The 18,779-nt window shown below is 53.3% G+C and carries 23 protein-coding genes, 1 tRNA gene and 1 pseudogene; 1 reads left to right on the forward strand and 24 read right to left on the reverse strand.

Features of this window, described 5'->3' with window-relative positions; translation table 11 throughout:
* Positions 1-150 precede the first annotated feature (150 nt).
* The 18 genes from ACP4CD_RS06725 to ACP4CD_RS06810 form a co-directional block, all read right to left on the reverse strand.
* The gene (locus ACP4CD_RS06725) at positions 151-504 is read right to left on the reverse strand and encodes a HigA family addiction module antitoxin (RefSeq protein WP_426994024.1); all 354 of its coding nucleotides are present in this window, start codon (positions 502-504) and stop codon (positions 151-153) included.
* A 789-nt stretch (positions 505-1,293) separates the two neighbouring features.
* Positions 1,294-1,641, reverse strand: coding sequence for an Arm DNA-binding domain-containing protein (locus ACP4CD_RS06730; RefSeq protein WP_426994025.1), 348 nt, complete (start codon positions 1,639-1,641; stop codon positions 1,294-1,296).
* Between the two features lie 199 nt (positions 1,642-1,840).
* On the reverse strand, positions 1,841-2,131 hold the full coding sequence (locus tag ACP4CD_RS06735) for a hypothetical protein (RefSeq protein ID WP_426994026.1): 291 nt from the start codon (positions 2,129-2,131) through the stop codon (positions 1,841-1,843).
* 247 nt (positions 2,132-2,378) lie between these two features.
* Entirely contained in the window at positions 2,379-3,416 is a 1,038-nt protein-coding gene (locus tag ACP4CD_RS06740; protein WP_426994027.1) for a phage integrase, read from the reverse strand.
* Positions 3,417-3,499: 83 nt separating this feature from the next.
* Entirely contained in the window at positions 3,500-4,129 is a 630-nt protein-coding gene (locus ACP4CD_RS06745) for a hypothetical protein (protein WP_426994028.1), read from the reverse strand.
* Positions 4,130-4,191: 62 nt separating this feature from the next.
* On the reverse strand, positions 4,192-4,458 hold the full coding sequence (locus ACP4CD_RS06750) for a hypothetical protein (RefSeq protein ID WP_426994029.1): 267 nt from the start codon (positions 4,456-4,458) through the stop codon (positions 4,192-4,194).
* A 79-nt stretch (positions 4,459-4,537) separates the two neighbouring features.
* A complete protein-coding gene (locus tag ACP4CD_RS06755) occupies positions 4,538-4,900 on the reverse strand; it encodes a hypothetical protein (RefSeq protein ID WP_426994030.1) in 363 nt (120 codons plus the stop codon).
* Between the two features lie 89 nt (positions 4,901-4,989).
* Positions 4,990-5,565 (reverse strand): hypothetical protein, encoded by a 576-nt coding sequence (locus tag ACP4CD_RS06760; protein ID WP_426994031.1) that lies wholly within the window; start codon positions 5,563-5,565, stop codon positions 4,990-4,992.
* A 24-nt stretch (positions 5,566-5,589) separates the two neighbouring features.
* Entirely contained in the window at positions 5,590-5,904 is a 315-nt protein-coding gene (locus ACP4CD_RS06765; protein WP_426994032.1) for a hypothetical protein, read from the reverse strand.
* 82 nt (positions 5,905-5,986) lie between these two features.
* On the reverse strand, positions 5,987-6,328 hold the full coding sequence (locus ACP4CD_RS06770; RefSeq protein WP_426994033.1) for a hypothetical protein: 342 nt from the start codon (positions 6,326-6,328) through the stop codon (positions 5,987-5,989).
* Complete coding sequence (locus ACP4CD_RS06775) at positions 6,325-7,464, reverse strand: primase-helicase family protein (RefSeq protein WP_426994034.1); 1,140 nt, start codon at positions 7,462-7,464, stop codon at positions 6,325-6,327. Before ACP4CD_RS06775 ends, ACP4CD_RS06770 begins: the two co-directional genes overlap by 4 nt.
* Positions 7,449-7,736 carry a hypothetical protein gene (locus tag ACP4CD_RS06780; protein WP_426994035.1) on the reverse strand — a complete coding sequence of 96 codons (288 nt, stop codon included), beginning with the start codon at positions 7,734-7,736 and terminating at the stop codon, positions 7,449-7,451. Before ACP4CD_RS06780 ends, ACP4CD_RS06775 begins: the two co-directional genes overlap by 16 nt.
* A 95-nt stretch (positions 7,737-7,831) precedes the next feature.
* Complete coding sequence (locus tag ACP4CD_RS06785; RefSeq protein WP_426994036.1) at positions 7,832-8,695, reverse strand: toprim domain-containing protein; 864 nt, start codon at positions 8,693-8,695, stop codon at positions 7,832-7,834.
* Positions 8,696-8,800: 105 nt separating this feature from the next.
* Positions 8,801-10,159, reverse strand: coding sequence for a hypothetical protein (locus ACP4CD_RS06790; protein ID WP_426994037.1), 1,359 nt, complete (start codon positions 10,157-10,159; stop codon positions 8,801-8,803).
* Entirely contained in the window at positions 10,156-10,470 is a 315-nt protein-coding gene (locus ACP4CD_RS06795) for a DUF7673 family protein (protein ID WP_426994038.1), read from the reverse strand. Before ACP4CD_RS06795 ends, ACP4CD_RS06790 begins: the two co-directional genes overlap by 4 nt.
* Before the next feature lie 375 nt (positions 10,471-10,845).
* Entirely contained in the window at positions 10,846-12,924 is a 2,079-nt protein-coding gene (locus ACP4CD_RS06800; protein WP_426994039.1) for a hypothetical protein, read from the reverse strand.
* Complete coding sequence (locus tag ACP4CD_RS06805; RefSeq protein WP_426994040.1) at positions 12,921-13,166, reverse strand: helix-turn-helix transcriptional regulator; 246 nt, start codon at positions 13,164-13,166, stop codon at positions 12,921-12,923. Before ACP4CD_RS06805 ends, ACP4CD_RS06800 begins: the two co-directional genes overlap by 4 nt.
* A 115-nt stretch (positions 13,167-13,281) precedes the next feature.
* The gene (locus ACP4CD_RS06810; RefSeq protein ID WP_426994041.1) at positions 13,282-14,169 is read right to left on the reverse strand and encodes a DUF6387 family protein; all 888 of its coding nucleotides are present in this window, start codon (positions 14,167-14,169) and stop codon (positions 13,282-13,284) included.
* Positions 14,170-14,351: 182 nt separating this feature from the next.
* Here ACP4CD_RS06810 and ACP4CD_RS06815 point away from each other — a divergent pair, with 182 nt between their 5' ends.
* Positions 14,352-14,612, forward strand: a complete 261-nt coding sequence (locus tag ACP4CD_RS06815) for an ogr/Delta-like zinc finger family protein (protein ID WP_426994042.1) — start codon at positions 14,352-14,354, stop codon at positions 14,610-14,612.
* Between the two features lie 14 nt (positions 14,613-14,626).
* On the opposite strand, the gene ACP4CD_RS06820 is transcribed toward ACP4CD_RS06815, so the two are convergent.
* The 6 genes and pseudogenes from ACP4CD_RS06820 to glmM form a co-directional block, all read right to left on the reverse strand.
* Complete coding sequence (locus ACP4CD_RS06820; RefSeq protein WP_426994043.1) at positions 14,627-15,433, reverse strand: tyrosine-type recombinase/integrase; 807 nt, start codon at positions 15,431-15,433, stop codon at positions 14,627-14,629.
* Positions 15,415-15,879, reverse strand: a complete 465-nt coding sequence (locus ACP4CD_RS06825; protein WP_426994044.1) for an Arm DNA-binding domain-containing protein — start codon at positions 15,877-15,879, stop codon at positions 15,415-15,417. The genes ACP4CD_RS06820 and ACP4CD_RS06825 overlap by 19 nt, the downstream gene beginning before the upstream one ends.
* A gap of 175 nt (positions 15,880-16,054) precedes the next feature.
* Positions 16,055-16,139, reverse strand: a tRNA-Leu gene (locus ACP4CD_RS06830).
* A gap of 22 nt (positions 16,140-16,161) precedes the next feature.
* Entirely contained in the window at positions 16,162-16,566 is a 405-nt protein-coding gene (gene secG, locus ACP4CD_RS06835; protein WP_426994045.1) for a preprotein translocase subunit SecG, read from the reverse strand.
* Positions 16,567-16,587: 21 nt separating this feature from the next.
* Complete coding sequence (tpiA, locus tag ACP4CD_RS06840) at positions 16,588-17,334, reverse strand: triose-phosphate isomerase (protein WP_071159433.1); 747 nt, start codon at positions 17,332-17,334, stop codon at positions 16,588-16,590.
* A 54-nt stretch (positions 17,335-17,388) separates the two neighbouring features.
* A pseudogene (gene glmM, locus ACP4CD_RS06845) lies at positions 17,389-18,728 on the reverse strand (phosphoglucosamine mutase).
* Positions 18,729-18,779 lie beyond the last annotated feature (51 nt).

An 18,779-nucleotide genomic window follows, 5' to 3' on the forward strand; every position in this document is an offset into this window, starting at 1 on the left:
AACCTGATTTTCCAAAGGGAATCCAGGGCGAGCCTGCACTAGCCTCAATATATCCATCCCATCCAGGTCTCTCAGAATCATCGTTTCCAGGAAAGTCAACTTTGACCAGTTGATGTCCTGTTGAATTTACTAATGTCCGTAAAAAAACGGCTAATCGACTCCGAGGAAGTATGCCAGCAGCCCCCAGTCAACTATTTCGTTAGCTTTGATTGCCAAAAATGGCGGTATATGTTTTTTGGTATTGACTGGGATTGCTGCTTGCGTTGCTTGCACCGAATCGTACGCAGCTTGCATATCCATGAGCGCAGTCAATGGGAAATTAAACGCTTTTGACAACCGAGCAGCCATATCCGGAGACAATGCCGCCTTCCCGTTTAGGAGGTTTGATAAGGCTGGACGCCCGACCCCAATTATCTGGGCTGCTTTGGTAACCGACATTTTGGGTGGAATGACTTCCGATTTGATGCGAATGCCGGGGTGCTGCATACGAGTGGATTTCGACATGAATAACTCTGCCTGGCTAGACGTTTAGTTTGGAAGTATACATGCTAGCAACTTGTATTGTGTCGCGCAACACAATACAATTATTTTTACATCCAGATGTCACTTTAATCCATAGATCAATCTAAGGGACGCCGCGCGTGCTGCGAAATAAGCGCTGAAAGGGTGCTGTCTCTCAAGATCTCCAAATAATCCGCCCATTGCTGCATCATCTTGTGCAGTTCCGGCAAATGAACCATCCGGTTGTAGGCGCAGCCGCTTGAATCGCGGACCGTGTGGCGAGTTGGTGTTCGATAAAATCCGGCCGCACGCCCACCACTTCATCGAGCATGGTTCCGGCCATCGCCCAATCATCCAACCAAACGACTATCACTGACCGTAGCATATGAATAAGCTTGGTGCGGAAACGGGATAACCGTCGTCCTACTGATTGCGTAATGAGCCCAAAAAGTCCGCCCAGGCTCGCATCATTCCCGGCGTTCTCCCAAATATTACGCCCGGTTATATATAGGTGACTTTGACTTGATCACGCGGAGAATGAGCCTATTCGCGCGATCGCATTCGGAGCCACCTAGTTCGTTAAATAACGTCGATACTGTGATCCTAAATCCGTGGGCAGCCATTACGTCAGAATCGTAATTGAGCGATTTTAGCGCGACACGAATGGTGCTAGTGGTTGGCTGGACGCCAACTAATGGAGGGTGATGTCGGCAAAGCTGTCGAGAATGGGTAGTCCTTGTTTGCGTGGCCGCCGTTTTACTTTGCCATTTGCATGACGGCGTTCGCCTCGTCTCATAAACCTGTCGGCTTGATGCCGCCGGCAATTATGCGTTCCAGCCTCTTCGAACTTGCGTCTGGCAGCTTCCAGAGTGACGCCACGCAGATATCCAGAGACACGCGGTTCCGCTTGCCATCGAACGAAAATACAAAATGCCGCCGCTTGGCACCCCTGGTTTTAACCAAAAGAAACAGGCTACCGCCATCATTGATGAAATAGTCCTTTTCCTTCGGCGTGGCCATCCTGTAGACCGCGTCTTTATTGAGTTTCTCAGCCACTACCTGCCATTCTGATCCGCCATTTTCAGAATGCACACTTGATGACACATTTTTGAGTGTATGTCGCTGTATTTCGTTGAACAATAAAAAACCCGCTAAGCTAGGCGGCTTGCGGGTTTCTGTACTTCTTTGGGCTTCTTCAAACCCTAATTTGGTACGACGGCCGGACCCGAATAAGTCGTAAATATATGATTTATTTTGTATTTTTTTTAAACAACCTCCGTAAGGACACACTCAAGGACACAATCCGAAATCTTATACGGTAGTTTTAGACCAAAAGAGGTCAAATCCAGACCATTTGCTGATAGCGAAATTTGCCCTGATTTATCGCCTTCCCGATCCAGAAACCTTGATCTCTCGAATTCCTGAAATCTGCCAATTTGCGCCATTGAAATGCTTGCCATTTCCAGACGCCACGCGGCTTACAGCCTTTTGGTGGCGAATCGACGCAAATCCACGAAAAAAACATTTCGGCACTTAAAGCCATAAATATCAATGATATAAGAAAAATTGCCGGGTTTTTTGGCGTGCCGTTTGGCCTGTTGAAATGGCGCAAACCGTAAATGATCGGCACTTTGTGAATTTTGCAAATCGGGTAAAGCTGGTCCGCTTTGGTGCCTGAATGCCGCGATTTTCCTAACTTTCCGGCAATTTATCCCGGTTTAAGCCCTTCAAAACGAAATTCGCGTGCAATTTTTTGTGCAAAAACCGCGCAGGTGAGGAGGAGTGAATTTTGGGTAGTGCGGCGGCTTTGCGAAGACTATACCGGTACCGAGCAAGCCGCCATCAGATCCAGGTCGCGAACTCAGGACGTCGAGACGTTACGCCACTTGGGAAAGCCCTCGAGCTGGGTGGTTGGTGGATGAACTGGACATAGGGTTGAGCAACACCGCATCCTTCAGATGATCCGGCGCCAAGTGGGCGTAGCGCATCGTCATGCTGATGTCGGCATGGCCAAGGATTTTTTGCAGGCTCAAGACGTTGCCGCCGTTCATCACGAAATGGCTGGCAAATGAATGCCGCAATATATGGGTGGCCTGTCCGCGTGGGAATGCCAGCTCGCTACGCTTGGCCGCTCGCCGGAAGGCGCCGATGCAATTGCGGAACAAGCGATCATCCGGATGCTTATAGCCGGCGTACTGATCGAGCGCATGAAAGAACGCCGGCTCCAGAGGCACGGTTCGAGTCTTCTTGGATTTGGTGAACTCGAAGGTAATCCGTCCGTTGTGCAACTGCTTGCGTTTCAACTTCTCGGCCTCGCTCCAGCGGGCGCCGGTCCGCAAACAGATTTGAGTGACCCACCAGGTATCGAGATTCTTCGAATTCTGCTGAATGGTTTCCAGCAAAATATCGATCTGGTCCCGGCTGAAGTAACTCAGCTGGCGTTCCTGGATCTTCAAAAAATCGACCTCGCAAACCGGCGACTGGTACTTAATCACCTTCAGCTTGCGCAAGCGGTTGAACACCGCCGCCAAGTAGCCGTGCCGGTTATTCATGGTCTTGGCGCAAACCGATCGGTCGTTGTACATCAGGTTATAGCGGTACAACACAAACTGTTCCGCAGTCAATTGGCTGGCGATCGGATTTTGCAGATCGGCGGCCATTTGCAATAAAGCCCGATGCCGGCGTTCGCCGTCCGCCAAGTTAATGCCGTGGTACACGTGCCAAGCGTTGATCAACTCCACCAAGGTGCGGTCGTCCATCGCCTGATCGTGGCTCTCGCGATGTTCGGCCAGATAATTGCGCTCGAACAGCTCCGCGTCCGCTCGGCAGGCAAATCCGCCCCGCCGACTACGCGGCATGCCTTTCCGGTCGATCTGCACGCGCCAGGTGCCGTCGCTATCTGCTTTAACTGTCATCTGCGTCCTGTTCGAATGAAAGGTGGGCTTATGCTCACCTGAATTGAAAGCGCAGGCCGGCAAATGCCGACCTGCCACCGTTATCAAGCCGCTTGGCCGATCATCGCCTCGATCGCGCTTTTCGCGCGCGACGGCTCGACCATCACCAGCCAGGCTTCGGTCTTGTCGGCAAACACGGCTTTGCACAGTTCTTCGCCGATGATCCGATAAGCCAACTGGGCTTGCTCGGTTTTTTCCTGGCTCGAGAACGGGTGCTGGTTGAAGTGGTGCGCGGCCACCGCCAGGGCAAACGCTTGCAAATGTTGAGAGCCGGCCTCCACACAAGCCCCCAACATCCGCTGTTTTATCTCGCCGGCGGTCGCGGTCAATTGCCGCCCCAACTGGTCGGCGACATAGCGCGAATGGTCGACCAGCCTTTGCAAGGCGTCGCTTTGCATGTCAATCACTTCAGCGAGCGATTCGCGGTCTAGCGATTGTTCGGCAATTGAGCGCTTCAGCGCGATATAGTCGTCGCTGGTCATGTCGCCGTTGGCCATGGCAAAGCCAGCTTCAGCCAAGCGCTGGTTTAAGCCGGCCAGTTCCGCATCCAACGCTTGTTTACGCTGTGTGAGTGTTGCGATCTCGCGGCGCTTGTGGGCTTCGTCCTCCCGGGCGGTCTGTAAATCGGATTTCAAGGCCAAATAGCTTTGTTCGGCCATCGATAATTCAGTCATGTCGGTACTCCAAATCGGTGAGTAAAGCGCCGCGCGATCCAGGCCGCGCGGCGCGGTCAGGTTTATTCCAAGTGGCCGCCGCCAACCAGCATTTCCAGCGCCGCTTCAGACAAATCCGCTGTCTTTTTAAACAGCTCGATCTGTTTGACCTCCGGATTGATGTCGGCAAACGACGCAAGCTCGCCTTGCACCGCATCCAGTTCCTTGCGGATCGCAGCGGTTTCATCGTGAGACATGGCTTTGGTGAACTTGATTTTTCCAATGGCGCCGCTCAGTTTCGTGGCTGTCTCTCTGAGATATTGTTTTTGCATGTCGTTCAAGGTATTCATGATGGTTTCCTATCGTCTGTTGAATAAAACCGGTTTTCAACTGGCCGGCCCAGCCTCCTCAAGCCCCAGCCTGCATACTTCAAAACGACAAGTAGCCATTCATCGAATCCGGCACGCTGTCTATCGAAGCATCGACCGGTTTTGCGCCCAACGCGGTACGCATCGTGCTGTCCAGCGACCAGATCAACATGCCCTGGTGACGGCGTCCGTCGCCGATGGTTCTGGCCTCATAACCCAGCGGATCGGGGTTCTTGGTGTAATAGCCCTCCAGGTTCAGTTCGTTGACGATGGACTCCAGGTTAGTGACGACAAACGCCCGAAGGGTGTTGGTAATCTTGGGCCTGGGATACACCACCAACCGGGCGCGATCGAGTTCGGCTCCCAAGCCTTGCGCGCGCAGCTGGGTCAGCGGGGAATTGACGGGTAATGCGGTTAAAGCCATGTTCGTTCTCCAAATCGGTTATAGATGCCGACCGCGCATCATGGCGGCCGGCGGTTTCTCCTCAAGCCCAAACTGTCGTATCGCAAAATTTAAACGGGGATATCCTCTACCCAATAATCGGACGATAGAATCATGCAGCCGCAATCGCGCACTTCTCCGAACAAAATCGGATGCGCGTGGCCGGCAGCGGTCAAATTAACGACGCCGTCGGCGATAAACGATGGCTTGGCTTCCGGACGCTCTTGTTGAGATGCGGTGACGTTCTGTTTTTTAGCGGTGATCACATTGGCAACGGCCGAAAACGCCATAGACAACGCGGTGTTAACCAAGGTCGCGATCAGCGTGAAGTTAGCGACCGTAACTCCGGTAATCGCGACGAAAGCCGCCGCTATGACCGGAACCGGCAGCTCGCCGCCGACGGTCGGCAAGATCCACAGTTCTTCATGCGCCCACGGATGGTATGCGGTCTCCGTCGTAACCGCCCTGGACATCTGGTTATCGTCCAAATCGATCAACAGAGCGACATACCGTCCGGCATCGCATTCGGCCAGAAAACCGTCTCTCTGCACATCAATAGCGCGCAGTGCTTCGGAAACGGTTTTAACGTCTAATCGCCATTCCGCCTTATGCCTTTGAATATCACCAAATAGTCGAATTGTTTTCATAGTTACTCCGCGTATTAAGGTTTACTAAACCGAAGGTGCCGGCACGCCGGCGAACAATTGGCCGTTGACGTGGCGCGGTATCACCTCGCGCATATCCACTTCGAAGCCAAAATTCTCAACGCCGACCTTGATCGGCAGATCCCATAGAAATTCGTAGTCGCCGGCCCTGGCTGCCTGCTCGGCAATCAAGCCGTCGACAATAGCCGGTAAATGTTCAGTCACGTATTGGCACAGCGCCTTAGTCATCCGTCGGCGCGGATACACGCGCAAGCGGCCTTTAAATATGTCGGCATCCAAGCCTTGCCGGCGGAGTTCCGCCAAGGGGTGTAACTCAGTCATGTCTAAATCCTCGTCAGTGGTTGGTTGTCTCCTCAAGCCCTGGCCAGTCCAACGGGATTAACGGTCGATCAGTTTGCCGTCTTCACGGCGCCGCCCTCGCTCGCCAAAAAGACGGATTGGCGCGACATATCGCCACGAAAATAAAAAACAAAAAAAACGCGATTTTTGCCATACCAACTGTACCACCCCCACTCAAGCCCACGAATGGCGCGGCTTTCAGGTGGGGTACAGTTAAAAAAATAGGTGGTACAGCAATTGAACCACTAATCCCGTTTCCCGCTTTTATCGTCGATTTCGGTATAGTTGGTTTAGTTATGGTACAGATAGATAAATAATTGCTATACCACTTAACCAATTGAAAATAAGATGATTTTCCTTGGTGGTACAGTTGGTACAGCAAAAAAGCGATTAGGCGAAAGTTCATGGCTCCAGCTCCTCGACCGGAACATCCAGCAATAAAGCAAATCGCTGTACCAAAACCTCCCGCTCCGGCAACTCGTAGAATTTGCCGACACCACGATCCGAGCGCCCTTTAACTTCAATGCCCAGCTTCGCCATCGTACGGCCGGTCAAATTGGCCGATGCCGCCTTGGAGACTTTGTCACCCTCCTCGGCGCTCCAATTCACAAAGTCATCCACCAGCTCGGCGGCCAAAATCCGCGCCCGGCCGCCAAACGGTTCATCCTTGGCGATCTGATGGTAGAAAAACTGGTTCACGCCGCTCAGGTTGCCCAGCTTCTCGGCAATCAATCCTGGCGTTTGCGGGCAGCGGTACGGGTCGAAGTCGGCAATGTTCACAATCAACAGATAGTTCAGCAGTTTGGCCGGCCCGTCGTGGTCTATCCAATGCCACAACCGGCGGAAATAACCGGGGTCTTGGGCAAAGCCGTCGGACGGCTCCAATACCAGATAGCGGCGTTCGCGGATGCCGGCACTCAATACCCTGGCGTGATTGCTGGCGAAGATCAGCCGGCAATAGTTCGGCAGCGGCTCGATCTCCAGGCCTTTGCGTTCCATGTTGACCGTGGTTTCCGAAATGATGCCTTTCAAGCGGTCGGCGACGTGCTTGTCGGTCAAGTCCACTTCGTCGGCGAAGATCAACAGCCGATTGGCTACCAAGCCGTTGAAGCGACCGGCAATGGCATAAGCGCCGTTGGTCTTGTTGCCGTGCGAACCCAAGATGCGCAGCAAGGGTTCGGCCATCGTGCCTTTGCCGGTGCCTTCCACCGACTTCAACACGATCGCCACGCTGGGCTTGACGTCCGGCTTTTGGAACAGGTGCGCCATCCAACCCACCAGATAGCGAAACGACGGCTCGTGGCCGGCGCAAATCACGTAGCGCAAATGGTCCAAGTAGGGTTTCACATCGCCGGCCATCGGCTCCGCCTGCAAACCCCGATAAAAGTTCAGCGTGTCGGCCGGGCATTTTTTAGGGTCTGGAAAAAACCCGGTACCGCCAGGCTTAAAGTTCTTTCCCGGCCATTCCAACCAAGCCTGACCCTGATTTTTAGGCCGACCTCGGCCTGCCGAATCGCGCCGGCCGATCAGCCTCGAGTGCAAAAACCGTTTTTGAATTCGCCCGGCGCCTCGAAGGTCAGAACACTACCCTGCACTTGGCACGGCCGCTGGCCGACGATGGCATGTTTTCCGCCGACCGTGGCGTGGCAATACGTGGCATTCATTGCCTTTAGCGTGGCTATTTCGTCCTGTTCCAAGAACGTGTGGTCCGGCAGCGTATCGATCAGATCCGGATCGTTAACGAGGGGATCGACGGCGGCCGCCAAATTCGGCGCGGTTTGGGTCGGCAACGCGGCCGATGGGGACGCCTGCACCCCCGTTATCGGGGGTGCAGATGGCTCGACAGCCGGCATTTCGCTCTGTTCTGGCGGGTTAGCGGCTAAGTCATGGCTTGGCGCGGCGGCGTCCATCAGAGAGAGCCTCCCGCCGCGATCACGTCGTTCCAGTCGGCGCCGGTTTGCTCGGGGATCAAATACTTTCCGCGTACCGCTAAGGCTGCCTTTTTCGCGGCAGTCTGGCCGACGCCGCTTTCGTCGTTGTCGCCGGCGACAATAATTTCCGCGTTCGGATGCCAGCGCCTGGCGGCGATTGCCACCGGTTCCAGGTTGCCGGCATCGCCCGCGACCATCACCAATGCGCCCAAGGCTTCATGCAAACTGGCGCCGGTGGCCCAGCCTTCGCAAATCAGTACGCGCTCGGCGCCGGCCGGTTCGCCGATCAGCGAGAAACAACCTTTTTTCCGCCCGCCGGCCATAAACCGCTTGTTGCCGTCGACGTCGATAAATTGCAGATTTACGAGCTGGCGGGTATCGTCGAAAAACGGCACGACCAAAGCGCCGCGGCTGGTGCGCAGTCCGTAAGCTTTGACCGACTTCCGCCGCAAGTAGGGATGTTTGGCCTCGTCGAACACCGGTTTGGCGTTTTGCCAGATCCAGCGAGCTTTCTCGGCGGTCTCGTTTTGGCGTTCCTTCCTCTCAACTTGGCGCCGCTTGCGTTCTTCCTCGATCTGGCGGCGCATGGCCAGCGACAACGGCTTGTCGCCGGCGCCATCCAAACGCCAAGTGACTTTCAATCCCTGTGGAAAGTGTTCGAAATAACCGGCCGGGTGTTGATTGGCGTGCAGAATATACGCGCCGTTCTGGGTGCCGGACTTGTCGCCGTCGACGTACACCCGGTGCAACACGCTGTCGGCGACGATCGGTTCTTTGACGACCATTCCGGCCGCAGCCATGTCGGCGCGGAACTGGTCGATGATGTTGTGATAATCGGTCATAGTGCATCCTTGCCGGCCTTGCAAAGCAATTCCCACGGGTTAAAATGCCCGTGCTTGAGGAAACTTTGCAAGAAACCGGCGTATCTTGGCGGGTCGCCGGTTTTTTTATGCGTGTTGGTTTTGCCGTTCTCGATGAAACCCGTCCACAACGGCCTTAATGTCTTGCGCCTCGTGTTTGATTGATTGCAGCGCAAAAAACACCGTTTCGTCACTCGGCCGGTTTTCGTCATCGTCGATCGCGAAGTGGTCTGACAGCATGGTGGCAATCGCCAAAAGCTTGTCGGCGGCCATGTTCACGGTATCCAGCAAACCCAGCGTGCCAGTTTCAAGACCAACAGGCGAAAGCCGATGGCTGAAGTCCGGCGTGGTCGAAGGCGCGGGCGTGTCGCCGTCCGCGTCATCTTTGGCGGATTCGGTGACCAACCAATCGACGGCGCCGAGCAGGTTCGCCGAATGCTTGCACAGATCCAAAAGCCACTGGCGATTGAACCGGGCGTAACACGCCGGCGGTTTGCCCAAGGTGTCCATGTGCTTGGCCAATTCACCAAAGCAACGTTTGATTTCATTGAACGACGGCGCGGTGCATGTGGGGCGATAATCAATCGCCGGCAATTCGATGCCGGAAGTGTTTTCCCATACCTCGCCAGCAACTTCGTCGAATCGATTGGCGGCCGAGAATAGGTTATCCGCCAGAACATGCCTGGCTGAAAACTTACGGTTTAGCTCCGGCCAAGCGGCTTGAAGCCGATCGACAACAATTTTGATATTGTTTGTTTTATTCATCGCGACCTCCATTTCTAATAACTTTTTTGACTTACCCGGCTTTTTCTTATCAGGCGCTAATCTCGACACAATTAAATCAACCGTCTGAGGTTTCCGGCTCGTAAATTCGGTGGCACGTAAACCGGCTTCCTCCTTAGCCTCAAACTCTCGAATTTCACGGTCGACAAAATCTATAAGACGCCAAATTATTTGCAAAAACATCACGATTCTTATCGTCTCAACATACCCATCATTTTGGTGAAAATCCGCTTCGATACTAGCCAAGTTAAAAATCGAACCATCCATCGCGCTTTCCAAGCGCTTCATATTGGGCTTGAGATTGAAACTTTCGCCAAAATCACCCGGCGAACGCACAAACACGGTGCCAAGTTTGGTGGTCAAAACATCACGTATCGAGGTATTGGCATAATCGACAATCGCCTTTTTAACGCCTCTTAGTGATGCGATGACATCCTCGATGTTGCTGGTTTCGCATAGGTTTTGCTTGATAGACAAAAACTGATCAATCGGGCCAGCAAAATATTTGCTGCGTAATGCTCTGACCTCGGCAGTCGATAGCTGAATTTTGCGAGGTTCTCCCCATCCGGATTTTCTTGGCTTTAGGCCGGAAGGCAACTTAACGCGAGCCGCCAACGTAATCGACCTGGCGGAAATGGTTTGACTGGCGTGTTGTTCTCTCATGACTCAACTCCTTGCAATTGCGCCCAGCGCTCAAACATCTCGCTGCCATTTTCAAGGTAGTGATGGATTTCCTGCGCGGTCACTCTGGCGTCGAGTGTTAGAACGGCTACGGCATCGTTGAATAAGGGTTTATCGAGACCGCGCAGCCTGGTCAGATTAAACGGAAAACGGTAACCGTTATAAAAACTCAACAGGAACAGGCGGACAGTTTCGGCTTGGCCGGTATCGCGCTCGGCAACTCCGGCCAGGCGCTCAAGTGCCGGAAGTCCGGCCTTAGTGGCGGCTTGGCGTTCGGTTTCCAGATCGGCCATTTGCCGGAAGAAATCGTTTACGGCTTCGGGTTGTTGGGTGGATTCTGGGCGCAATTGGCCCGTGGCTTGGGTGGTCATAACGGTGACTCCATATCTAGCAGGAAACAACCGCCGCCAAAAGGTTCCAAACTTTGGGCGACGGGATTGAGTGGGTTGGAACTACCGCGATATGGTGCGGCCAGCCGCAAGGGCTGCCCAAACAATCCCGCCATAACAGAATAGGCACGGAATAAGGCCGTGCTAAACGGGGGACATAAAAAAGCCGCATGAAGGCGCGGCGATTTTTCGCCATATCTAAACGGGGTTCCAATCCCGACTTTCGTTTTTTCGAAAGCGGGTTCAGAATAGCGCTGCTGGTTTTTCGAGTCAAGAAGATCATGCAAACAACCCGCCTTGCCGCTTGGCGTCGGACAATTTCTGGTCGATGCGTTTATCGACCAGGATTTCCAGCTCGCGGCCGTTGCCGGTTTGGCGCTCCGACACTTGCACGCCGGCATCGGTATTGTTGTTGACGATGACTGTTAGCGGGCTGCCGCCGCTGCCGCTCATCGTCACCGGTATTGATCTGCCATCCGGCAGCGGTACGAAGGCCTCATCCATATCGCCTTCGCCGAACATCGCCAATTGCGGCGATCTGGCCACGCCGCCCCCGACATATTTGCGTAGGGGTACTGGCCCGGAACCGGTCATAACGCCGCCGTCGGCGAAACCAAACAAACTGCCGACCGCCGAAAATCCGGCTTGGATCAAGCCGTCGCCGCTAGCTTTATCGGTGCCGAAGTTCTTGCCGAGCAATAAATCGCCAAGGCCGGACGCTGCCCAGTTGGACGCCATCGTGGCAACGGTGTCGGCAAAACTCGCTTCCAAATCATCAAAGCCATTGCCGGTATTTCGGATGAATAACGCAAAAGACGACTCGATGTTATGCGCGGCCTGCACGCCGAACTGGCTGAGTTGGTCGGTACCGGACAGCGCCGGATCGATAAAGCCGTCGTTGTAAGCCTTGCCCAACTTGTCGTATTCCGCCTTAGCCCGGCCGGCGTCTATCAGGCCCAGGGCCTTGGCCTGGTCCACGTCGGCGATGCCTTGGGTCAGCGTGCTGTAACCGGGGTTGAAGCGGTCGAACAAGCGGGCGTATTGATCGGACTGCGCGGCGCGCTGCTTGCCGGCCAGCGCCAGGCCTTGTTCGATGATGCCATCGTATTCTTTGTAAGCCTCGATGTTGGCCATCACCGCGTCTTTTTCGGCGGCCAGATTCAGCAAAATCAGTTTGCGGGCGTCGTCAAGTTTGGACAGCGCACCGTATTGCACCTCGAACTCCATTTGCGCGGCGGCGCTGGTGTCGCCGTGCAGGGCGATCTGCTGGCGCAAGGTTTGCGCGGCGGATTGGTAGGCGTTGTCCAAGGCTTTGACGGCGGATTCCGCTGAACTGGCTGCCGTCTCTTCATCGTGAAAGTTGTCGATAAACCTCTGAGCCAACGCCGCGTCGAATGCCACGACAGCCGAACTGGGCTCGGGCTTCGGTTGCAGCGCCTCGCGCATTTTTTGCAGCTTGTCCAGTTCGGCTTCCATCTCGCCGAGGTTGCTGGCCACGAACCCACGTCCACCGCGCACGCCGGCGGCTTTCAAGTCGATAATGCTTTGGGTGATTTCGCCGATCTGTAGATTTAGCCGACCCAGCTTCGCGGCGGCGCTATCCCCGTTCGCATAGTCTGTGAGGAAGTCCAATGGATGGAAGCCACTGGATTTTTCTATCGCGAAATCCAGTGCATCACCGAACTCATTCAACGAATTTACCACGGGCCCCGATAAAACCAGTGCCGCATACTGCGATCGGCTGCCAAGTTCCGTGAGCCTATCGTTAAGCCGGCCGGCATTTTGCGCTTGTTCGGCGGTAATCGGGTTATGCTGTCGTCCCTTGTCGATCAATGCTTGCACACCGTTAGCGCCCATCATCAGCAACGGTGCCATTTCAGCGTAGGATTTGCCTAGCGCCGCCGCGCCGAGGGCGGCGCGTTGTTGCGGGTCCTCGATTTTGCTGAAAACGTCGGAAAACTGCTTAAACGCCTCGACCGGGTCTTTTGCCGTCACGCCCAGCTTAGCGAAGTCGTCGGCGTTCTTGGCGATGTTGATCGACAGCTTGTTAGAAGACGCAACAAACGCTTCCAGCGTGGTATCGCCGATCTTGACCGCGTATTCCAACCCAGCCAATTTCTCGACCGCGATGCCCGAACGATCGGCCATGTCATTCAGCGCGTCGGCAGCGTTGATGCCTTCCTTGACGAACGAGGCCAGGCCGGCGACGGAAATCCCCACGCCCAGCCCGCTCAGCACGTTGTTGATTCTGGACCCGGTCGATTCCAAGCCGCGCAAGGCTTTATCGACCCGTCCGGCGCTTTGTTCGGCCTGGGCGGAATCGCCAGCGATTTTGAGTTTCAGGTTTAGGTCGGTCATGCCGTCACCTCACCGCTGATTTCGTCGATCAGTTTGTCGATGTCGCTTTTGCGCCAGAGTGAACAGCGGCCGGCCTTTACGGGTTTTGGATACTTGCCTTCAGCAACGCGCTTTAGAAATGTACGTTTGCCAATGGGAATGATGGGCGCTACTGGCGGGGACTTTTTTGGATTACCACAGATATGGTCTATGCGGTAAAAAGCCTGGTTCTGAGAATTTAAAAGCGGTTCTGTTTCTGCCATGTGATGCCCTCAATTGCTGAATAGTGCATATAAATGCTATGCACTGAGGGACGCACCGGCTAGAAGCAAAATTCATCTAAAGGTTACATCTTGACAAGTCGAAAATCTTGTGTTTTCAACAATTATCAGTAATTCGCCTTTCGACTATTTTTTCTTTTAAAAGTTGAGATTTAAGCGTTTCATGCCATTTTTCTTTTTTCATTTCTTCAAATTTTTTCTTAGTTCCGCTTTTACCTTTTATTTTTCCAGACCTGTCAAAATGCGAATAAGGAAATAATAAGTCTCCAATATCTTGAACTGTTAACTCATTTTCTTCAAATTGTGAAACAATAATTAAGTCGGCATATGGAATAACTTGATATTCAATCCATTTCTTGAAATCTACGCTATCAAATACTTTTTCAACTTTCTTTGCCTTCTGGTTCTTTGACTGAATGACTGACGAACCAGCTCGAGAACGATAGTATTTTAGCCAATGACTAAAGTCCTTCTTTATCTGATCGTCAGTTGCCATAAGGTTTATCTTTACATATGCCTCACCGACTGGCTGATCTGGATAATAGGCCTCATGGATGTTGATTTCATAAGGATTCAGCGTAAGGTTCATCTTGTCGTGTGTACGGCCCATCTTGGACTTTAGCTGACACAGATAGCTAAGTTGTGAGATATGTTCTTCGTTTGGGTTTGGGTGATGTAATTCCCTGGTTAAATGCCATAAATTGTAAGTCGAAATACTGTTTACTGAAGCGGTTGAATACGGTTTTTGAAAGGCCCGGCTTTTCGCAAGCTCCTCTTGTAAATATGCCTGATAATTTGAACTATCAATTATCGGATTACCAGATTTGACCTGTTTAACAAAGTCTTTAGTGAAAAAGTCATAATGTGGATTGCTCGCCATTATTCTGGTTTCTATGACTTCAATCCAACCACCGATTTGCATGGTTTTAAGGGCGTCGTAATTATTTAGATCAAACCAGCTTGTATCTAGTTTATTGGGTTTCATTTGCCCACTCCGCTAAAAGTGAAAGCCGCTAAGAAAGGATGACCGGAAACAGGCTAGCGACACCCGCTTTTCGCCCCGTCGGGCTATCCGGTTGATTGGATGATAATCAAATTTTCGACAACCGCAAAACTATTGCGCCGGCGCGGCATAATGTCGGCATCGTTCCAGGAATCCAGGCCGCCATGACTGTTTATTGCCCAAACTGCCAATCAAAAGCCCGCATCACGTCCCGCAATAATCTGAACGACGAAAAAACCGTCGCCGATTTGTATTGCCAGTGCCTCAATGTCAAGGAATGTGGCGCGACGTTCGTCGCCACATTAGGCTTTAAGCACTACCTCAACCCGCCGGCTCAGTCCACGCTGCAATTGGCGGCCAACTTGTTGAATACTCTCACCAAGGCCGAACGCGCTGCGCTGTTGCAAGGCATGCCGCCCGGCTGATCGCCAATCTGGCTTTAAGCCTGGCGCGGGAACTGAATCACCTGCGCGCCGTTTTTTAGGGCGTCCAGGTAATCGGCCCAGGCCTGCATCATCCGCCGACGTTCGTCCAGATATTGCGCGCGGTTGTAGGCGGCACGGACTTGATCGCGCGGTGAGTGTGCCAACTGTCGCTCGATCGCATCCGGACTCCAGCCTTGCTCGTTCAGCAATGTCGACGCCGTAGTTCTGAATCCGTGAGCGGTCATCACCTCTGAATCGTAGCCGAGAGACTTGAGCGCGGTTCGAATAGTGTTATCTGACATTGGCCGGCCGTCGCCGCGACTAGACGGAAACACGTATTTTCCGCTTCCCGTTAAGGGTCTGATTCCTTCCAAGAGATTAATGGCCTGCCTGGATAGCGGCACGATATGGTCAAAGTCGGTTTTGGAGATGTACGGGCGCCATTCGCGTGATTCGAGGTCTACGTCTTCCCAAAGCATTTGCCTGATTTCCCCTGGGCGCTGGAACAGCAACGGCGACAATCTGAAGGCCGACTGCACAACGAATGTGCCTTGGTAGTTATAAATGTCTCTAAGCAATTGCCCCACCGATTTTGGCTCTATTATCGCCGCTCGATGCTTAACTTTTTGCGCCGGTATCTGCTTGGCAACCGGTTGCGATGGGTCGTAGTCGGTAAATCCGTGAACGATTCCATAAGCGAATATCGAGCCAATTTCCGCGTGTAACCGGTGGGCTGTTTCAAGTTGGTGTTTGTCTATTAGCGGCTTTAAAACCGCCAGAATATCGCCGGATTTGACTTCCTTTAGCGGAATGTCGCCCAAGATTGGAAACGCCAAGCGTTCGATTCGACTGGTTTTTTTGTGTGCGTGGTCTCGCTGGTCAAATGGGCGGTAGACAGAAGCCATTGCCGGGTAATATCGGCGAAGCTATCAATTATCGGAAGGCCGGCGCTAATCCGTTCGTCGTTAAGTTTTGTGGCCCGCCTTGCCGCTTGTATTTCCTTCCTGGCTTCGCTGGGATCGACCCTGTTGGCAATGCTTTGTCTGGCATCTTCCGCTTTACGCCTAGCTGCCTCTAGGGTCGTGTCCGGATAAACACCAAACGACAGTTTTTTCCGTTTTCCGTCGAAGGTGAAAATGAACTTCCATATCTTTGTACCGTTTTTTCCAACCACGAGATTGAGGCCACCGCCATCGTTGATGAAGTACTCCTTATCTTTCGGCTTGGCCGTTCTGTAGACCGTATCTTTATTGAGGTTTAAGGCCATATTGTGTCCTCGAGTGTGTCCTTCTGAACGGCATTATATGAAAGGACACAATGAAGGACACACTTTTAAGCGCATGTCCCTGCATTTCGTTGCACTTCTTTGCACAATAAAAAACCCGCGAGCCCAGAAGATTCGCGGGTTTTTGTACTTCTTTGCACTTCCGTGCATTCTCAAATGGTACCGACGGCCGGACTTGAACCGGCACGACTTGCGTCACCACCCCCTCAAGATGGCGTGTCTACCAATTTCACCACGTCGGCATAACTTTAAGTGCCAAGCCTTTTATTGAGCGGCTCCGGCCGGCTTCTCAACCTCTTTGATTGCCGGCGCTTCCGGCAATTTGCCATCGACGACAGGAGCACTATCGGAGCCAGGGGCGACTTGCGACAGAGGCACGTCCGATTTAACCGGCGCTACGACAGGCGCTACGTCCATCACGTCGGTTTTTTTGCCTTGATAACCGCTTAACGCGGCCAAACCCAAACTGGTCATGAAAAACAAGGTCGCGAATATCGCGGTGGTCCTGGATAAAAACGATGCGGAGCCTTGAGCACCGAAGACAGAGCCCGATGCACCGCTACCGAAGGCGGCACCGGCATCGGCACCTTTACCGTGCTGCATCAGCACCAAACCGACGATGCCTATTCCCAGAAATATATGAATAATTATTATAATTTGGTACAACATAAAAACCTTTAAAGGGTTGGACTAGACCGAATGGCAGATTTGCAGGAAGCCTTTGGCATCCAGCGATGCGCCGCCCACCAAACCGCCGTCGATGTCGGGCATTGCAAATAAGCCTTTCGCGTTGTCCGGCTTAACACTGCCGCCGTACAGAATTTGCACTTTCTCGGCAATGGCCGGGCTTCTATCGGCAATCCGTTTCCGAATATATTGGTGAACTTCCTGCGCTTGCTCGTCGCTAGCGACTTTACCGGTACCGATGGCCCAAACCGGCTCATATGCGATAACGGCTCGCTCGAATGCTTCGATGCCGGCGGCGGCGATGACGGCATCAAGCTGCTCGTCGACGACTTGGAAGGTTCTGTCTTGCTCGCGCTCTTCCAGCGTTTCGCCAACGCAGAGTACCGGTAGAACGTTTTGGCTCAGCGCCTGACAAAAACGCTTGGCAACCGACTCGTTGCTGTCGCCGTAATAACTACGCCGTTCGGAGTGGCCAACCAGCGCGTATTTAACGCCGCATTCGGCCAGCATCGCCGCCGATACTTCGCCGGTGTAGGCGCCGGAGGCTTGGTCGGCAACGTTTTGGGCACCCAGAGCGATGGGTGAACCTGCCAAAGTTGCGCGGATATCGGATAAGTAAACGAACGGGACGCAGACCGCGACTTCCTGCGCGACATCGCCCAAACCGTCGGCCAAGGCTTTCGCGAGTTTTTGGCCGTCTTCCCTAGTGCCGTTCATTTTCCAATTTCCCATAATCAAAGACCGACGCATTACTTCCTCCGAGCTAAATAAGACCGCATATCATATCGGCTAACGTGTTTTTGTTCAAGCCGGGATAGCTTTCTTGACATCGTTCGCCAGTTGATTGGCATATTTATTGACGTCGTCTTCATCCACGCCTTCGACCATCACACGAATTAGCGGCTCCGTTCCCGAAGATCGCAGCAATACCCGGCCTTTTTCCCCGAGCTTCTTTTCCACGTTTTCGACGGCCTGTTTCAGGCTGGCAATTTCATCGATCTTGACTTTTTTATCGGTTTTGACGTTAATCAAAACCTGCGGGTACTTTTTCATGCCGGATTTGAGTTCATGCAAGTTCTGGCCCGACTTCTGCATTTCCGCCAGTACTTGCAACGCCGAGACGATACCGTCGCCGGTCGTGGTCTTATCCAGACAAATGATGTGGCCGGAACCTTCTCCCCCAGCATACCCTTATTTTCGGTCAGCATTTCCATGACGTAGCGGTCGCCGACTTTGGCGCGGAGCAGCGGCACGCCCACGGATTTTAGCGCGTGCTCCATGCCAAGATTGGACATCAGGGTACCTACCACTGGACCGACCAATTTACCTTCAGCCTGACGGGAACGGGCGATGATATAAATTAATTCGTCGCCATCGACGATTTCGCCCTTGTGGTCGACCATGATGATGCGATCGCCGTCGCCGTCCAAGGCAATTCCGACATCGGCGCGAAACTCCATGACTTTGGCTGCCAAAAGTTCCGGCTTGGTGGCGCCGCATTCGTCGTTGATGTTCAAGCCGTCCGGCTCGGCGGCGATCGTTACGACTTCCGCACCCAACTCGCTGAAAACATGCGGCGCGATGTGATAGGTGGCGCCGTTCGCGCAGTCGATCACAATACGAATGCCCTTGAAGTCCAGATGAGCCGGCACCGAGGCCTTGCAAAACTCGATATACCGGCCGGCCGCGTCGTTAACCCGCTTGGCCTTACCTAATCTAGACGACTCCACGGTTGTCATCGGCATGTCGAGATATTGCTCAATCTGCTGTTCTACATCGTCCGGCAACTTGGTACCGTCAACCGAGAAGAACTTAATGCCATTATCGTAGTAGGGATTGTGTGAGGCGCTAATAACGATGCCGGCGCTGGCACGAAAGGTTCGAGTCAGGTAAGCGATTCCCGGCGTCGGCATGGGCCCTAATAAGCGAGTATCGACGCCTGCGGCGGACAAACCGGCTTCCAGCGCCGATTCGAACATATAACCCGAGATCCGGGTATCTTTACCTACCAATACGAATCCGTTGCTCTCCTTGGCAAACACCTTACCGGCGGCCCAACCTAACTTGAGTAAAAAATCCGCGGTAATCGGCGGCTCGCCCACCTTGCCCCTGATGCCATCGGTTCCGAAATATTTTTTTGCCATAGTGCTAGTTCTACCTTGATATGACCAAAAAAAGAGAGGCCGAAGCCTCTC

It is taken from the genome of Methylomonas stagni (assembly GCF_050154735.1).
In the GTDB taxonomy this organism is placed as follows: Bacteria; Pseudomonadota; Gammaproteobacteria; order Methylococcales; family Methylomonadaceae; genus Methylomonas; species Methylomonas koyamae_A.

Coding starts and splice junctions, on each gene's coding strand:
- ACP4CD_RS06725 (WP_426994024.1), bottom strand. CDS start 504: ATGTCGAAATCCACTCGTATGCAGCACCCCGGCATTCGCATCAAATCG.
- ACP4CD_RS06740 (WP_426994027.1), bottom strand. CDS start 3,416: ATGACAGTTAAAGCAGATAGCGACGGCACCTGGCGCGTGCAGATCGAC.
- ACP4CD_RS06745 (WP_426994028.1), bottom strand. CDS start 4,129: ATGACTGAATTATCGATGGCCGAACAAAGCTATTTGGCCTTGAAATCC.
- ACP4CD_RS06750 (WP_426994029.1), bottom strand. CDS start 4,458: ATGAATACCTTGAACGACATGCAAAAACAATATCTCAGAGAGACAGCC.
- ACP4CD_RS06755 (WP_426994030.1), bottom strand. CDS start 4,900: ATGGCTTTAACCGCATTACCCGTCAATTCCCCGCTGACCCAGCTGCGC.
- ACP4CD_RS06760 (WP_426994031.1), bottom strand. CDS start 5,565: ATGAAAACAATTCGACTATTTGGTGATATTCAAAGGCATAAGGCGGAA.
- ACP4CD_RS06765 (WP_426994032.1), bottom strand. CDS start 5,904: ATGACTGAGTTACACCCCTTGGCGGAACTCCGCCGGCAAGGCTTGGAT.
- ACP4CD_RS06770 (WP_426994033.1), bottom strand. CDS start 6,328: ATGAACTTTCGCCTAATCGCTTTTTTGCTGTACCAACTGTACCACCAA.
- ACP4CD_RS06785 (WP_426994036.1), bottom strand. CDS start 8,695: ATGACCGATTATCACAACATCATCGACCAGTTCCGCGCCGACATGGCT.
- ACP4CD_RS06790 (WP_426994037.1), bottom strand. CDS start 10,159: ATGAGAGAACAACACGCCAGTCAAACCATTTCCGCCAGGTCGATTACG.
- ACP4CD_RS06795 (WP_426994038.1), bottom strand. CDS start 10,470: ATGGCCGATCTGGAAACCGAACGCCAAGCCGCCACTAAGGCCGGACTT.
- ACP4CD_RS06800 (WP_426994039.1), bottom strand. CDS start 12,924: ATGACCGACCTAAACCTGAAACTCAAAATCGCTGGCGATTCCGCCCAG.
- ACP4CD_RS06805 (WP_426994040.1), bottom strand. CDS start 13,166: ATGGCAGAAACAGAACCGCTTTTAAATTCTCAGAACCAGGCTTTTTAC.
- ACP4CD_RS06810 (WP_426994041.1), bottom strand. CDS start 14,169: ATGAAACCCAATAAACTAGATACAAGCTGGTTTGATCTAAATAATTAC.
- ACP4CD_RS06815 (WP_426994042.1), top strand. CDS start 14,352: ATGACTGTTTATTGCCCAAACTGCCAATCAAAAGCCCGCATCACGTCC.
- ACP4CD_RS06825 (WP_426994044.1), bottom strand. CDS start 15,879: ATGGCCTTAAACCTCAATAAAGATACGGTCTACAGAACGGCCAAGCCG.
- secG (WP_426994045.1), bottom strand. CDS start 16,566: ATGTTGTACCAAATTATAATAATTATTCATATATTTCTGGGAATAGGC.
- tpiA (WP_071159433.1), bottom strand. CDS start 17,334: ATGCGTCGGTCTTTGATTATGGGAAATTGGAAAATGAACGGCACTAGG.